Annotated in this window: 10 protein-coding genes; 3 read left to right on the top strand and 7 right to left on the bottom strand. The window is 67.1% G+C overall.

What is annotated here, in order from left to right:
• Positions 1-80: 80 nt before the first annotated feature.
• The 3 genes from AC1DS3_RS01050 (at position 81) to AC1DS3_RS01060 (ending at position 1765) form a co-directional block, all read left to right on the top strand.
• Complete coding sequence (locus AC1DS3_RS01050) at positions 81-404, top strand: EthD family reductase (RefSeq protein WP_441635742.1); 324 nt, start codon at positions 81-83, stop codon at positions 402-404.
• A gap of 54 nt (positions 405-458) precedes the next feature.
• Positions 459-1196: an MBL fold metallo-hydrolase gene (locus tag AC1DS3_RS01055; RefSeq protein WP_441635744.1), complete on the top strand. Its 738-nt coding sequence runs from the start codon at positions 459-461 to the stop codon at positions 1194-1196.
• Positions 1197-1285: 89 nt separating this feature from the next.
• Positions 1286-1765, top strand: a complete 480-nt coding sequence (locus AC1DS3_RS01060) for an OsmC family protein (RefSeq protein ID WP_441635746.1) — start codon at positions 1286-1288, stop codon at positions 1763-1765.
• Here the strand turns inward: AC1DS3_RS01060 and AC1DS3_RS01065 are convergent, their stop codons facing one another.
• From AC1DS3_RS01065 to hemE, 7 genes are all read right to left on the bottom strand, one after another.
• A complete protein-coding gene (locus AC1DS3_RS01065; protein WP_477126547.1) occupies positions 1766-2881 on the bottom strand; it encodes a YbdK family carboxylate-amine ligase in 1116 nt (371 codons plus the stop codon).
• A complete protein-coding gene (locus tag AC1DS3_RS01070; protein WP_441635750.1) occupies positions 2881-4095 on the bottom strand; it encodes a cation:proton antiporter in 1215 nt (404 codons plus the stop codon). Before AC1DS3_RS01070 ends, AC1DS3_RS01065 begins: the two co-directional genes overlap by 1 nt.
• Positions 4096-4260: 165 nt before the next feature.
• A complete protein-coding gene (locus tag AC1DS3_RS01075; RefSeq protein WP_441635752.1) occupies positions 4261-6174 on the bottom strand; it encodes a tetratricopeptide repeat protein in 1914 nt (637 codons plus the stop codon).
• A gap of 408 nt (positions 6175-6582) precedes the next feature.
• Positions 6583-7734 (bottom strand): branched-chain amino acid ABC transporter substrate-binding protein, encoded by a 1152-nt coding sequence (locus tag AC1DS3_RS01080; protein ID WP_477126548.1) that lies wholly within the window; start codon positions 7732-7734, stop codon positions 6583-6585.
• A gap of 145 nt (positions 7735-7879) precedes the next feature.
• Positions 7880-11881: a trifunctional transcriptional regulator/proline dehydrogenase/L-glutamate gamma-semialdehyde dehydrogenase gene (gene putA, locus AC1DS3_RS01085; protein WP_477126549.1), complete on the bottom strand. Its 4002-nt coding sequence runs from the start codon at positions 11879-11881 to the stop codon at positions 7880-7882.
• A 181-nt stretch (positions 11882-12062) separates the two neighbouring features.
• Positions 12063-14354: a primosomal protein N' gene (locus AC1DS3_RS01090; protein WP_441635865.1), complete on the bottom strand. Its 2292-nt coding sequence runs from the start codon at positions 14352-14354 to the stop codon at positions 12063-12065.
• A 586-nt stretch (positions 14355-14940) separates the two neighbouring features.
• Entirely contained in the window at positions 14941-16038 is a 1098-nt protein-coding gene (hemE, locus tag AC1DS3_RS01095; RefSeq protein WP_043350749.1) for a uroporphyrinogen decarboxylase, read from the bottom strand.
• Positions 16039-16078 lie beyond the last annotated feature (40 nt).

The raw sequence follows: 16078 nt of genomic DNA on the forward strand, positions 1-16078 counted from the left end.
CCCCGCCAGCGCAAGCGAATGCGTGCTTTCTGCTACGCTTGCCGGGCATTCACCCCAATCCCATTCAACTGGAGTCCGGCATGATCAAGATCAGCTTTCTCTATCCGCACAGCAAGGGCGGCAAGTTCGACATGGATTACTACCTGCAGCGCCACATGCCGCGCGCCGTCGCGCTGTTCGGCGCGCACCCGGGCTATCGCGGCGTGGCGGTGGAACGCGGGCTGGGCGCCGGCGCGCCGGGTTCCGATCCGGCCTTCACGGTGATGTGCCATTTCCTGTTCGAGTCCGTGCCTGACTTCGTGGCCGCCGCCAAGGCAGCCGGCAACGAGCTGCAGCTCGATATCCCCAATTACACGGATGCGGCTCCCGTGATGCAGATCAGCGAAGTGCTGGCGATTGGCTGATTGCGCCCGCTGGCGGCGCTATCATGTACGGTTTCCCCACTAGCGGGCATGGCCATGCAGACCTTCCATCAGCTGTTTGACGAGACTTCGTCCACCTACACCTACTTGCTGATCGATGCCGCCACGCGCCAGGCGCTGCTGATCGATCCGGTGGACCACCAGCTGGAGCGCGACATGGCGCTGTTGCAGGCCAGCGGTGTCACGCTGGCGTGGGTGGTCGAAACCCATGCCCACGCGGACCACATCACCTCGGCCGGCCATGTTGCGCTGCAAACCGGCGCGCGCACCGCAGCCCCCTCGGGCTGCGACATCCAACCCGCGCAAAAGCAGCTGATCGACGCCGACACGCTCCAGTTCGGCACGCAGACGCTGCGCGCCATCCATACGCCGGGGCACACCGCCGGCAGCATGAGCTACCTGTGGGAGGAGGCCACGCCCGCCGGCCCGGTGCGCCGCGTCTTCACCGGCGACACGCTGCTGATCGACGGTTGCGGCCGCACCGACTTCCAGTCCGGCGATGCCGGCACGCTGTACGACAGCCTCACACAGAAACTCTTCGCCCTGCCCGACGACACCGTGGTCTACCCCGCCCACGACTACAAGGGCCGCACCGCATCCACCATCGGCTTCGAGCGCGCCAACAACAGCCGCGTGGCCGGGCGCACGCGTACCCAGTTCATCGAGATGATGGGGCAGCTGAACCTGCCCAAGCCGAAGCTGATCGATGTGGCTGTCCCCGCCAACCAGCGGCTCGGGCTGCGGGATGGCGAAAGCGTGCCACACGGGGCGTGACGCACGCGCGCGAAGCGATAGGCAATCAACAATCCGCTATCAGCAATGAGCTATCGGCCTTGGCAGGCACCTTAATGGAGAAAGAAGACATGGCCCAGTACACCGCAGAGATCCTCTGGCAACGTGGCGAGCAGGATTTCCTCGGCAACCGCTATAGCCGCAAGCACCTGCTGCGCTTCGACGGCGGCGTGGAAGTACCCGGATCCTCATCGCCCCATGTCGTGCCCTTGCCCATGTCGGACGCCGCCGCGGTCGATCCCGAAGAAGCCTTCGTTGCGTCACTCTCCAGTTGCCACATGCTGTGGTTCCTTTCCATCGCCGCCAAGCACAAGTTCTGCGTCGACCGTTACTTCGATGCAGCGGTCGGCATCATGGCGAAGAACGCGGATGGCCGGATGGCCATGACGGTGGTCACGCTCAGGCCGGAGGTCACCTTCTCCGGCGAGCGCCAGCCGACCCGGGAGGAACTGGCGCACCTGCATCACACGGCGCACGAGGCCTGCTTCATTGCCAACTCGGTAAAGTCGGAGCTGCGCTGCGAGCCGGTGTACGTGGGCGCGCTGGCGTAGTCAGCCAGCCCAGCTGTCGCAGGTCTGCCGTACTGTTTCGCGCAGGCTGCGCGTGGTGCTTTCGATCTGGCGCACGCGCTCTGCGTCGCCATTGCGGCTTTGCGCCAGCGCGCGGATATTGGCCAGCGCATCGAGCGAGCCCAGCGCTTCGGCATGCGGCACCAGCGCGTCGCAGATCGAGATGATGTGGTCGGCGATCGGCCTCCGGGTCAGCTCGTTTGGGTGCACATACTCGCCTTCCAGCCCAAAGCGGCAAGCCTGGAAGCGGTTGAAGGTGTAGACCAGGTAATCGTCTTCCTGCGGCATGAAAGGGCGCGACAGCAGCAGGTAGCGCGCGAGCGCCTGGATGTAGGCGGCGATATCGCAGGCGCGCCCGACGGTCAGCGGCGTGTCCATCACGCGGACTTCGATGGTGCCGAACTCCGGCTTGGGACGGATATCCCAGTAGAAGTCCTTCATGCTCTCGATCACGCCCGTGTTGCGCATCTTGTTGAAGTACGCGGTAAAGGCGTCCCAGGTGAGCAGATACGGCGCGCGCCCGCTCATGGGGAAGGCGGCGACGGAATTCAGCCGTGCCGAGGCGAAGCCGGTGTCCACGCCTTGCACATAGGGCGAGGAGGCGGCCAGCGCGATGAAATGCGGCACGTAGCGGCCAATGGCGTGGAGCAGGAACAGCGACTCATCCGCGCTCGGGCAGCCGATGTGCACGTGCTGGCCGAACACCGTGAACTGCTTGGCCAGGTAGCCATAGAGTTCGGAAATGTACTGGTAGCGCGGCGAATCGGAGATGGTGCGGTCGGCCCATTGCTGGAACGGGTGCGTGCCGCCGCCGCAGATGCCGAGGTTGAGCGAGTGCGAGKCTTCGACCATCAGGTCGCGCATGGTGCCCAGCTCGTCCAGCGCCTGTGCATAACTTTTGCAGATGCCGGTGCTGATCTCGATCATCGAGGGGCTGATCTCGGGCTTGATGTCGCCGGCGTGCTGCGCGCCTTTCAGCGCACGCAGCAAATCCGGCGCGAACGGCGCCAGGTCGTAGTCATGCYGGTTGACGAGTTGCAGCTCCAGTTCCACGCCAAACGTCAGCGCCTCGGAATGCTTGAACGGTTCGAGTGACATCAGCGCCCTCCTCCATTGCTTCTGACCTCGCCCGCATAGCGAAGTGCCCAGCCCGCCAGCGTGGGCCCGAGCAACTGCTCGACCGCCAGCGTGCACAGGATGATGGCCGCCAGCGGCTCACCCGTGGCGGGATACAGCAGCGCGACATCGTTCATCAGCAAGTACGCGAGGCCCGACATGGGTGCCAGCGCAAGCCCGAGGGCCACGCACTGCTTCATGCTCAGGCCCGAGAACGAACCCAGCGAGACGACGCCCACCAGCTTGGCCATGTGACGCAGCAGTACCAACACACAGGCGGCACCACCACCGATGGCCCAGTCGTGCGCCGTCAGCGGCAGGCCGAGCGAGACCACCATCACGATGATCAGCAAGCTGCCCGCGCTGCCGAAGTGCGCCGGCCATACGCGCGGCTGGCTGTCCTGGTGCTTGAACACCACACCGGCCAGCATCAGCGTGAGCGGCATCGACAGCTTGAGCACGCGCGTGAGCGCCAGCGTGAACAGAACCAGCCCTACCAGCACGAGGAAGCTGTAGTGATCGTCCGTTTCCATGCGCGCATAGATCGCGTGGCCGAGCTTGCCGACGCCCCAGGCCAGCAGGCAGGAACCCACCAGCAGGTAGAGCGGATGCAGCAGCGCCGCCCCCAGGTTGCCATATTCGGAATGCAGCCAGCCGGTGGCGACCTGGACAATGGCGGCGGCGTAGATACTGTTCAGCGCGGCCATGGCAAGCAGCCGCTCGGTCACCTGCCCTTCGGCGCGCAGCTCGTTCTTGAGCTGCAGCACGATGGTGGGCGAGGTGCTGACGGCAATGCCGCCGGCCAGGATGGCAACCGCCGGGCTCACGCCGATCCATTGCAGCACGGCGGCGACCAGGCCCCAGGTCAGCAGGCTTTCAAAGGCGCTGGTGAAGAGCAGCCAGCGATTGGCCCGCAGCCAGGTGAGCGAGAGCCGGTGCCCGAGCTCGAACAGGGCGAGCGCCAGCGCCATGTCGATCAGGATGCGGGTCTGCGCGATCATGTCCTCGTCCACGATGCCGTGGCCGAGCATGCCAGCCGCGAGGCCCGTGGCAGCGTAGCCGACGATGCGGGGCAGCCGCAGGTACATGCGGCATACCTCGCCCGCCAGGCCGGCGCCCACCAGCGCCAGCCCGACCCAGAAAAGCCCGCCCGGTGCCAGGGGCAGGCTTGGAAACAATTGGCTCAGTCCATTCATGGGCTATATGGTAACGGAGCCACATGACATTCCATGTCGGAGTTTGTCCGACAGAGGCACGGAATTTCCCGTCAACGTGACGCGTTCACACGTAAAAAAACGCCATCTTACAGGGATGGCGTTCTTTTATCGTGACCGGGCCGAGGATGCGGCCCGCCCCGCCGGCTACACGCCCCAGAACTTCCATCCCGGACGCGTTGCACGCAGGCCGGTTTCCATGCGGGCATAGAGTGAGCGCGTCTTGCCCTGCGCGGCGCCGCTCGCGCGAGCCTTGTCGAAGTAGCCCAGCGCGGTCTCGCGCTGCTCCAGGCCCAGCGCGGCCTCGACGGCGCCGAGGTAGGCCTCGCCGTCCCAGCGGTCGCGCGCGGCAAATGCCGCCTCGAAATCCGTCAGCGCTTGCGCGTATTGCTTCTCGCCGTTGCGGATCAGCGCGCGCTGCAGGCGCGGGAAGGCCTGGTCCGCAGGATCGTCGGCGGTCAGCGCGATGGCTTGCTCGAACAGCGGCAGCGCGCGCTCCGGCGCGCCCAGGCCGCGCCAGATCATGCCGAACTGGTTGCAAAGCCACGCGTCCTCGATCAGCAGCGCGCGGCGCTGCAGTGCCTCGATCTCGGCCTGCGCGTCGATGCGGTCGTGCTGGTCCATGCTGTCCATGGCATTGCGCAGCAGCCCCGCGAAATGCGCGCGGGCGTGGGCCAGCGCGTGCGCGGTCTGGCTGCGCTCCTCCACCGGCAAGGCATCGGCGCGCGCATCCATGTGCGCCAGCGCATCACGGGCCGCCGACGTCACTTCCGTGCCACCGATGGCCTTCCAGGTGCTCATCAGCCGGCTGAAGATCCAGCCCACGTTGGCGGGATCGCGCTCCAGCGGATAGCGGTTGAGCACGTCGCCCGCGACTTCCACGGCTTTACCGTGCTGGCCGGCTGCCTCCAGGCATTCGAGCAGGTCGATCCAGTGCTCGATGAACTCGCTGACCGCGATGCCCTTCTCGTGCAGCGCGATGCGCTCCGCGCGGTTGCCGTCGCCTTCCAGCCGGGTGGCAAGGTTGTGGCACAGCAAGGAGTAGATATGGGGATCGGCGTCGTCGTAGCCGCCCTCGCCGGTGGCGAAGTAGGCTTCGAAGCGCGCCAGGCCCAGGCGATAGGCCTTGATCAGGTGCGGCATCAACGCCGCCTCGGCAGCCGGCACCGCGTCCATGAACTCAGCCAGCGCCACGCCAGCGTTGTAGTAACCGGTCGCATCCGTCGCGCCCTCGACAAAGGCAAAGCGCAGCCAAGGCTCGGCCTCGCCGGACTGGTGGCGCCATTCGAGCTCGCGCACCTGCGCCTTGGGGTCCGGGGCCTTGCGCTGGTAGGTGGCGAAGTCGTCCCAGGCACCATCGAGCTCGCCCGCGCGGTAGCGTAGCGGCGCGCGGATGCGGCGGGCATGCGGGTGGTCCGGCTGGCTGGCCAGCACGATGGCCGCCTGCTCGGCGGCCAGGGCATCGCCCGCGGCTTCGTCGAGCTCCAACAGGTCGGGGTTGTCCAGGCCGATCCGCGCCAGGCACAGGCGCAGCATCGGCTCGGCCTTGTCGCCGGCGGCATTCACGTGGGCCAGCGCCTGGCCCAGGATGTCTTCGGCGCCGAGATCCGGCGCGCGATAAAGCAGGTCATACCAATAAGCGCCGGCCGCGGCGACATTGCCCAGCCGGTAATGCACCAGCCCGGCATGCAGGCGGGCGCTCCACTCGCCGGAGGACAAGCCGTTGCGCAGCGCGGCTTCTTCCAGCCAGGGCAGCGCCTCGGGCAAGCGCTCCATCCCCATCAGCAGCATGCCGTAGCGGCGCGCGATCACGCCGCGCGAGGACCAGCGGTGCGCCGGGTGCAGCGGCAGCCCGGGCAGCTTGGCCAGCGCCGCATCGAGCACGGCAAAGGCAGCCTGCGCGTCGCCGCGGTCGAAATGCAGGCGTGCCCGCAGGCAATCGAAATCCACCACTTGAGGCTGCGCCTGCGAAAGCTGGTCGAGAATGACCAGCGCTTCATCGTAGCGCTCTGCGTTGGCTAGCTCGATGGCGTGGTCGTAGCTGACTTCCTGCACGGACACGGACTGCTCCTTCGGGGTGGATGTGCGAGTGCGGGATTATGCGCCATCGTGGCCCCCTCCTGCTCGTGAGAAAAAGAGGCGATTCCCGCCGCAGCCGCAACGCTGGACAACGGCTTTGCACCGATGTATGCAGAAACGGCATCGCCGCCATCCGGCCAGCCGCCCAGCAACGGCTCGCCGGGCTGGCACGGGGTGCGCCCAATGACGTCACCGCACTGCGCATGATCGAAGAGGCTCGAAACCGCATCGCGCAAGGACGCCCGTAGCCCGGCGCCAGGCCGGCGCGCCTCGCCGCCTGACGAGTCCTGGCGAATTCGCCTGCGGCAAAAACAAAAACGCCATCCCACCGGGATGGCGTCAGATGCAGGACGCTAATGGTGCCCTGCCGGGGGCACCGGGGGCAATCGCTTACTTGCCGCCTACCGTCTCCAGCACGGTCCACTTGCCGCCAACTACCTTGTAGACGGTGATGCCGCCGTCCTTCAGGTCGCCGCGCGCGTCGTAGGCCAGGGTCTTGGTGGTCACGCCTTGCATGTTGGTGGCTGCCAGCACCGGCAGGTAGCGCGCCGGATCGGCCGAGCCCGCCTTGATCATGGCGGTCATCAAGGCGGTGGCGCCGTCATAGGCGTACGGCGAGTAGGTCTGCACCTTGCCGCCGAAGCGCTTCTCGTACTTCTTCTCGTAGGCGGTGCCACCGGGCATCTGCTCCAGCGGCAGGCCGGCCAGCGATACGACCGTGCCCTCGGCGGCAGGGCCCGCCAGCTTGAGGAAGTTGTCGGTCTTCGACATTTCGCCCGACACCACCGGCGACTTCATGCCGAGTTCCTTGACCTGCTTGGCCATCGGCGCGGATTGCGTCTCGGCGCCGCCAAAGAAGATCAYGTCCGGGTTGCTGCGCTTGATGTTGGTCAGCACGGCCTTGAAGTCCACCGCCTTGTCGTTGGTGAACTCGCGGCGCACGATCTTGCCGCCGGCGGCCTTGGCGGCCTTCTCGAACTCGTCGGCCAGGCCTTGGCCGTAGGCGGTGCGGTCGTCGACGATGGCGATGTTCTTGGCGCCCAGCTTCTTCACCACGAAGGCACCGATCACCGAGCCCTGCTGGGTGTCGGAGGTCATCATGCGGAAGGTGGTCTTGAAGCCCTGGCGGGTGTACTCAGGCGCCGTTGCCATGGCGATCTGGGGGATGCCAGCGCGGTTGTAGACCATCGACGCCGGGATGCTGGTGCCCGAGTTGAAGTGACCCAGCATGCCCTGGATGCCATTGTCGACCAGCTTTTGCGCGACCACCGAGCCGGTCTTGGGGTCTGCCGCGTCGTCTTCAGAGAGCAGTACGAACTTGACGTCCTTGCCGCCGATCTTGGGCTTGGTCGCGTTCATTTCCTCGATGGCGAGGACGACGCCGTTCTGCATGTCCTTGCCGTATTGCGCCTGGCCGCCGGTCATCGGCGCGGCAAAGCCCAGCTTGATTTCCTGCGCCTGGGCGAAGGCGGCCGAGGTGGCGCACAGGCCAGCGACGGACAGGGCAACGGTGAGGGCCGTCTTGTGGAAAGTCGAGTTCATCTGTTCTCCTTGGTAGCTATTCTCTATAGCCTTTGCTGCGTTTTTGGACGCGTMCGGGTGTGGCGCGAAACGCTCCCCGATTTTCAAATACGCGAGGTTTGCGGGATCACCGCTGCCTCGCGTCGCTTCGATCGACGCCCGGCGGTTAGCCGATCGTCATCAAACTCGCATTGCCGCCCGCTGCCGCCGTATTGACGGACAGCGAACGCTCGATCAACAAACGCTCGATGGCGATATTCGGTTCACCATGTGCCAGGCCTTGCACCGAAATGATCGGGCCGGGGCGCGTGGCCAGCTGTTCGCACACAGCGCGCAGCTGGTCGGAATCGCCATGGTGGAGGACCGCGTCGAAGCCGGTGTCGCTGGCCGACCAGTCGGCCACCAGGCTGACGCGCGATTGTACTGCCTTGGGCAGGCGCGCAAACAGGGCCCGGGCCATGGGGCTTTCAACCCACACGGCCTGGCTGCCAGCCGCCAGTACCGCCGCCAGCTGTACCGCCAGGTCGGTCTCCTGCTGGGCCAGGCACAGCACGGCGGCGCGCGGCAGCAGCGTGTAGGTGTTGCGCTCGCCGGTGGGGCCGGGCAGCGTGACCGACAGGCCGGCCGCCGAGGCCGCGGCAAAGCGCTCGCACGCCGCCGCCAGTTCAGGCGGCGCCGCGCTCTCGCGCTGGGCCCATGCCTTGAGCGTACCCAGCGCCTCGGTCAGCGTGCGGCGCACCGGGCCGGTCTCGTCGGCGCCGCCGACGGTGTCGGAGCCGCGCACCACGCGGGCCACGGCGTCCTGCGGGCAGACCGACAACAGGCGGTGCAGGTACAGCGGGCCGCCTGCCTTGGGGCCGGTGCCGGACAGGCCCTCGCCGCCGAAGGGCTGCACGCCCACCACCGCACCCACGATATTGCGGTTGACGTAGAGGTTGCCCACTTCCGCGCGCTCGACGATGTGCTCGATGGTTTCGTCGATGCGGGTGTGAATGCCCATGGTCAGGCCGTAGCCGGTGCCGTTGATCTGCGCAAGCAGCGTGTCGAGGCCAGCTCGCGGGTAGCGCACCACGTGCAGCACGGGGCCAAAGACTTCGCGCTGCAGCTCTTCGATGCTGTCGAGCTCGATCAGCGTTGGCGACACAAACGTGCCATTGCGGCAGGCCGCGCTGGCCGCGCCGTTCGGGTCGGCCTGGTGGACGCGGCGGCCCTTGGCGCGCATGGCGTCGATATGGCGCACGATGTTGCCGCGCGCCTCTTCGTCAATGACCGGGCCAACGTCGGTGGACAAGCGGTCCGGGTTGCCCATGGTGAGCTCGTCCATGGCGCCCTTGAGCATTTCCAGCACGCGGTCGGCCACGTCCTCCTGCAGGCACAGCACGCGCAGCGCGGAACAGCGCTGGCCGGCCGAGTCGAAGGCGGAGTTGACCACGTCGCCAACCACCTGCTCGGCCAGCGCGGAGGAGTCCACGATCATCGCGTTCTGGCCGCCGGTCTCGGCGATCAGCGGCACCGGGCGGCCAGCCGCGTCCAGCCGGCCGGCCACGCTGCGTTGCAGCAGGCGCGCTACTTCGGTGGAGCCGGTGAACATCACGCCCTTGACGCGAGCGTCGCCTACCAGCGCGGCGCCCACGGTTTCGCCGCGGCCCGGCAACAACTGCACGGCGCCAGCCGGCACGCCAGCCTCGCGCAGCAAGCGCACGGCCTGGGCGGCAATCAGCGGGGTCTGCTCGGCGGGCTTGGCCAGCACGGTGTTGCCGGCGGCCAGCGCTGCCGCGACCTGGCCGGTAAAGATGGCCAGCGGGAAATTCCACGGGCTGATGCAGACCACCGGCCCGAGCGGGCGGTGGGTGTCGCTGGAGAAGGTTTCACGCACTTGCGCAGCGTAATAGCGCAGGAAGTCCACCGCCTCGCGCACTTCGGCGATGGCATTGGAGAACGTCTTGCCGGCCTCGCGCACGATGATGCCCATCAGGGACTGCATCTGCGCTTCCATCAGTTCCGCGGCGCGTTCCAGCGCGGCGGCGCGCACATCGGCCGGGGTCGCCTGCCAGATCGGCGCGGCGTTCACCGCGGCCTGCAGCGCGGCTTCCACCTCGGCCATGCTGGCTTCGGTGACATGGCCGACCACGTCGCGCAGGTCGGACGGGTTGCGCACCGGTGCGGGCTGGCCGGCATCCGCGCCAGCGGCGGCTTCCACGCCCAGCAGCGGCACGGCACTGACGGCCTCGCTGGTACCGGCCAGCAGCGCCGACGACAGCGAAGCCAGGCGATGCTCGTTGGACAGGTCGATACCGGCGGAGTTGGCCCGCGATTCTCCATAAAGGTTGCGCGGCTGCGGGATACGCGGGTGCGGCAAGCCAAGCGCGCCTTCCTCGGCGTGCATGCGCTCGACCACGGTGACAGGATCGGCCACCAGTTCGTCCAGCGAGATGGTGTCGTCGGCAATGCGGTTCACGAAGGACGTATTGGCACCGTTTTCCAGCAGGCGGCGCACCAGGTAGGCGAGCAGCGTCTCATGCGTGCCGACCGGCGCGTAGATCCGGCACGGACGGCTGAACTTGCCGTCGGCCAGCGGGCCGACCACCTGGTCGTACAGCGGCTCGCCCATGCCGTGCAGGCACTGGAACTCGTACTGGCCGGGGTAGTAGTTGTGGCCGGCGATCTGGTAGATGGCCGCCAGCGTGTGGGCGTTGTGGGTGGCGAACTGCGGGTAGATCACGTCCGGCACCGACAGCAGCTTGCGCGCGCAGGCCACGTAGGACACGTCGGTATAGACCTTGCGCGTGTAGACCGGATAGCCCTCCAGCCCGTCCACCTGGGCACGCTTGATCTCGCTGTCCCAGTATGCGCCCTTGACCAGGCGGATCATCAGGCGGTGGCGGCTGCGGCGGGCCAGGTCGATCAGGTAATCGATCACGAAGGGGCAGCGCTTCTGGTAGCCCTGCACCACGAAGCCGATGCCGTTCCAGCCGGCCAGCTCGGGCTCGAAGCACAGGCGCTCCAGCAGGTCGAGCGAGATTTCCAGGCGGTCGGCTTCCTCGGCGTCGATGTTGATGCCGATGTCGTACTGCCGGGCAAGCAAGGTCAGCGACTTGAGGCGGCCGTAGAGCTCGCTGATGACGCGCTCATGCTGCGCGCGGCTGTAGCGCGGATGCAGCGCCGAGAGCTTGATCGAGATGCCAGGGCCTTCATAGATGCCGCGCCCGCGCGAAGCCTGGCCGATGGCGTTGATGGCCTGCTCGTAGGAGGCCAGGTAGCGCTGCGCGTCGGCCTCGGTCATGGCCGCTTCGCCCAGCATGTCGTAGGAGTAGCGGAAGCCCTCGGCCTCGTACTTGCGCGCATTGGCCAGCGCCTCGGAAATGGTCTCGCCGGTGACGAACTGTTCGCCCATCAGGCGCATCGCCATGTCCACGCCCTTGCGGATCAGCGGCTCGCCGCCCTTGCCGATGATGCGGGTCAGCGCCTTGGACAGGCCGGCTTCGGTATGCGTGGCCACCAGCTTGCCCGTAAACAGCAGGCCCCAGGTGGCGGCATTGACGAACACCGACGGGCTCTGGCCCAGGTGCGACTGCCAGTTGGCGCCGCTGATCTTGTCGCGGATCAGCGCGTCGCGGGTGGCCTTGTCGGGAATGCGCAGCAGCGCCTCGGYCAGGCACATCAGCGCCACGCCTTCCTGCGAGGACAACGAGAACTCCTGGATCAGGCCCTGCACCAGCCCTTCGCGGCCGGTGCCGACCTTGCGCTCGCGCAGCCGCGTGGCCAGGGTCCGGGCCATGGCGAGAGCGGCTTCGGCCTGCTGATGTGGCAGGCGAGCCTGCTCAAGCAGCACCGGCACGCACTCGGACTCGGGGCGGCGATAGCCAGCGGTGATGGCCGCGCGCAGCACCGATTGCGGCTGCACGCTCTGCGCAAACTCCAGGAAAGGCTGCATCGCGCCGTCACCAGCCGCGCCGTCAAAGGCGTCGGCACCGTCCGCCGCACCCTCGCTCCCCGTACCGGCGGCGCTGGTCTCATGCGGGATGTTGCCCCGTTCGACTTGCTCCAGATACGTGAAGATCGCCTGCTTGATCAGCCAGTGCGGTGTGCGGTCGATCGACTGCGCAACGCGCTTGAGGCGCTCGCGGGAGGCGTCGTCGAGTTTGACGCCGAGGGTGGTGGTGGCCATGCGCTTGATTCTCCGTAAGACGCGGACGCCGGTTTCCTGACTGCGGGGAAACCGGCAGATTGGCGCGATCATACTCCCGGGCAAACCAAAGGTGCAACTAGGTACAACCACTCAGATACATCAGGAAAAGTGGTTGCACCGTACCTTGCGCTGCGCGGCCCGTGGCGCAACCGGACCCCACTCAGATACGCAAGGGATCAATCTCCAACTGCCAGCGCACGCCCTTGGCATCGCCCAGCGCCTCGCCAAAAGTTTGCACCCACTCGCTGATAAATCTTTGCAGTGCAATGCGCGAGGTGCTTTCCACCAACATTTGCGCGCGCTCCCGGTTAGCCACCCGCACCATCGACATCGGCACCGGGTCATGGAGTTGCACCTCCGGCGCCATCCGGCACGCATCGGCCCGATTCCGCGCGCTCTGGAGGAAGGCCAGCGCACGCTCCAGTTCGGCATGGTCGGCCGTGACGAGCACCTGGTAGGCAAACGGGGGCAACCCGGCCTGGCGGCGCTCGCGCAACTGGGTAGCCGCGAATCCATCATAGTCATGGCGTACCAATGCCTGCAATGCCGATGCATCGGGATAGCGGGTCTGGATCAGCACCTCGCCCGCCAGCCCTGCCCGCCCGGCGCGTCCGGCCACCTGCATCAGGGAGGCAAACAAATGCTCGGCCGCGCGGAAATCGTGGCTGAACATGGCGGCGTCCGGATGGACGATGCCGACCAGGGTCACGCGCTGGAAGTCGTGCCCCTTGGCCACCATCTGCGTGCCGACCAGGATGTCGACCTCGCCCGCATGGACCTCATCGAACATGGCCTGCGCGCTGCCCTTGCGGCGCGTGGAATCGGCATCGATGCGGGCGATGCGCGCTTGCGGAAAACGGGCAGCCAGGGCCTCCTCGATGCGCTGGGTGCCCCTACCAAGTGGTGCTACATCCACATTTCCGCAATCCGGGCAATGATGGGGCACCGGGGATTCCAGCCCGCAATGGTGGCAGCGCAGTCGGCGCTCCGGCCGGTGCAGCACCATATAGGCCGAGCAGCGCGGGCATCCGGAGAGCCAGCCGCAGCTATCGCAGGCCAGCACCGGGGCGTAGCCGCGCCGGTTCAGGAACAGCAGGCTCTGCTCGCCACGCTGCAGGCGGGCCTCGATGGCGTTTAGCAACGGCACCGACAGCCCTTCGTAGAGGGCGCGCTGGCGTTGGCGTTCCTGGTTGATGTCGATCAGCCGCACCGTGGGCAGCGTGGCATCGGTCTGGGCCCGCTCACGCAGCACCAGCTTGCGGTAGGTGCCCTGCTCCGCACGCCACCAGGACTCCATGGACGGCGTGGCGGAGCCCAGCACCACGGCCGTGCCGAGCTGCTTGGCCCGCCATACGGCCAGGTCGCGTGCGGAGTAGCGCAGGCCTTCCTGCTGCTTGTAGGACGTGTCGTGCTCCTCGTCGACCACGATCAGCGCCAGGTGCGGCAGCGAAGCCAGCACCGCCAGCCGCGTGCCCAGCACGATGCGGGCCTCGCCGCGGTGCGCCGCCAGCCATTGCAGCGTGCGCTCCTGGTCGGCCAGGCCGCTATGCAGCACCGCCAGCGGCAGATGGGGAAAGCGCGAGGCAATACGGCCCTGCAGCTGCGGCGTGAGATTGATTTCGGGCACCAGCATCAGCACCTGCGCCTGCGCATCGCGCGCCAGCACTTCGGCCATGGCGTGCAGGTAGACTTCGGTCTTGCCGCTGCCGGTGACGCCGTGGAGCAGGAACGGCGCGAATCCCTTGGCCTGCGCGATCGCTTCCACGGCCACGCGCTGCTCTTCGTGCAGCGGCGGCGCGGTGGACGGCTCGGCAGCCGAGGGCGCGCCCAGCAAAGGCTGGTCGGCCCGCTCGGAGATCACCCAGCCGGCCTCGGCCCACTCCGCCAGGCGCGAGGGCGCCGCGCTGCAGAGCGCACGCGCCTCGGCGGCGGATACCGTCCGCACTTCCCCGGCGGCAGCCACCAGCGCCCGAGCCAGCGCCAGCACGGTGCGGGCGCGCGGCGGCACCGCCGCCAACAGCGCCTCGCCCTGCCCCGGGGCCACGCGGTAGTGTTCGCTGCGGGCTCGCAGTGCCAGCCGCGCCCAGCCGTCGGCCTCGCGCAGGGCCGGAGGCAGCGCGGGCAGCATGACTTCGCCCAGGCAGCGGTGGTAATAGCGAGCGGCAAAGCCTGCCAGCGCGATCCAGTGGGCGCCAAGCGGTGGCAGCCAGTCCAGGCGCTGTGCGACAGAGCGCAGCTTGCCGGCGGGTACATCGGAGTGCGCGCAACGCGATACGGCCACGCCGACCAGCGTACGGCGGCCGAACGGCACCGTGACCAGTTCGCCGGGCTGGACTTCCGGGCCAGCAAGGTAATCGAAGACATCGTCAGCCGGCGTATCGAGCGCCACCCGCACGACGGCCAGCGGTGCGCCGCCGGTGGGCGCCACGGCCAGCGCGGTTTGCTCGGGGATCCCCGGTGACGTCACACCGCGCCTCCCGGGCCGATCATCCAGCGCAGCGGTGGGTACGGTCCAGAATGGGGCGAGAAAGCCCAAAGCAAGTGCAGGCCGAGGCTGAGCCTCTTCCCAGACAAATTCAGTGTGCGGTGCAACATCAACTTAAAGTAACGCTTCAAATGTGCCCCTAAGTCGATGATAGATGGCTGGTTTTCCCGGCCCCGGGCACCGCCTGTGGATAACTTTGTTGAAAACTCGCCCGGAGTTCCCGCCAAGCCCCGTGAAACAAGGCTCCCACGGGCATTCCAGCCTGTGTGTGACCAGATGCAATGCCTTGTAAATCAAGGACTTGGCGACCTCCCTCAGATGAGTTAGGGACTAACCCGCTCTTGCACTGCGGAAAACCCATTGATGTGCATAAGTCAAGCCTTGACAAGCGCGAACCGGCACCGAAAGGGCGAAATATTGCAAAATAGTTTACTTGACAGCGCTTCGGGCAAGCCTCCCCCGGCACCTGCCCGTCTGGGTGCGGCGCGCGAGGCCGGCTCGCTGCGCCGCACAGGCGGTACCCCCTGATGGGAGGGAAGACGTGCACCGGCTGTCACCTTGCCGCGGTGCGCAGCTGACGGCTGTAGCGATGCACCTCGTCCACCAGCACCGTCACATTCTCGGGCGGGGTGAACTGGGAAATGCCGTGGCCGAGGTTGAAGACGTGTCCGTCGCTGCCGCCGCCGGCGGCATAGCTGTCGAGCACGCCACGCACCTGCTCGCGAATCGCGGCTTCCGGCGCAAACAGCACATTGGGGTCGATATTGCCCTGCAGTGCCACTTTGCCGCCAGTGCGGCGGCGCGCCTGCGTCAAATTGACCGTCCAGTCCAGACCAAGCGCGTCGGCGCCGATCTCGGTGAGCGCCTCCAGCCACAAGCCGCCGCCCTTGGTAAACACGATGGCTGGCACCTGCTCGCCGTTGTGCTCGCGCTTCAGGCCGGCCAGCACCTTGCGCATATAGGCCAGGGAGAACGTCTGGTACATGCCGTCGGCCAATGTGCCGCCCCAGGTGTCAAACAGCATCACGGCTTGCGCACCTGCCTCGATCTGCGCATTCAGGTAGGCCGACACGGCCTGCGCGTTGATCTCCAGGATGCGGTGCATCAGGTCGGGGCGGCTGTACATCATCGCCTTGACCGTGCGGAAATCGGAGGAGCCCGCACCCTCGACCATGTAGCAGGCCAGCGTCCAGGGGCTGCCCGAGAAGCCGATCAGCGGCACGCGCTGGCGGCCATCCTGCACCAGTGCCCGGCGGATCTCGCTGACCGCGTCGAACACGTAGGACAGCGAGGCCATGTCCGGCACCGCCAGCTTCTTGACGTCGCCTTCGGTGCGCAACGGGTGGGCAAAGCGCGGACCCTCGCCCTGGGCAAACGACAGCCCGAGGCCCATGGCATCGGGCACGGTCAGGATGTCGGAGAAGAGGATGGCCGCGTCGAGCGGATAGCGCTCGAGGGGCTGCAGGGTAACTTCGGTCGCGTAGGCCGGGTTCTTGGCCAGGCCCAGGAAGCTGCCGGCGCGAGCGCGCGTAGCATTGTATTCGGGCAGATAGCGCCCCGCCTGACGCATCAGCCACAGCGGGGTGTACTCGGTCGGTTGCCGGCGCAGCGCGCGCAGGAAGGTATCGTTCTGCAATGCGGTCATGGTCATCCTCGTAAGACCGCCATTTTACGGGATGGCCGGCCGCCGC

It is taken from the genome of Cupriavidus sp. 01L46 (assembly GCF_056399905.1).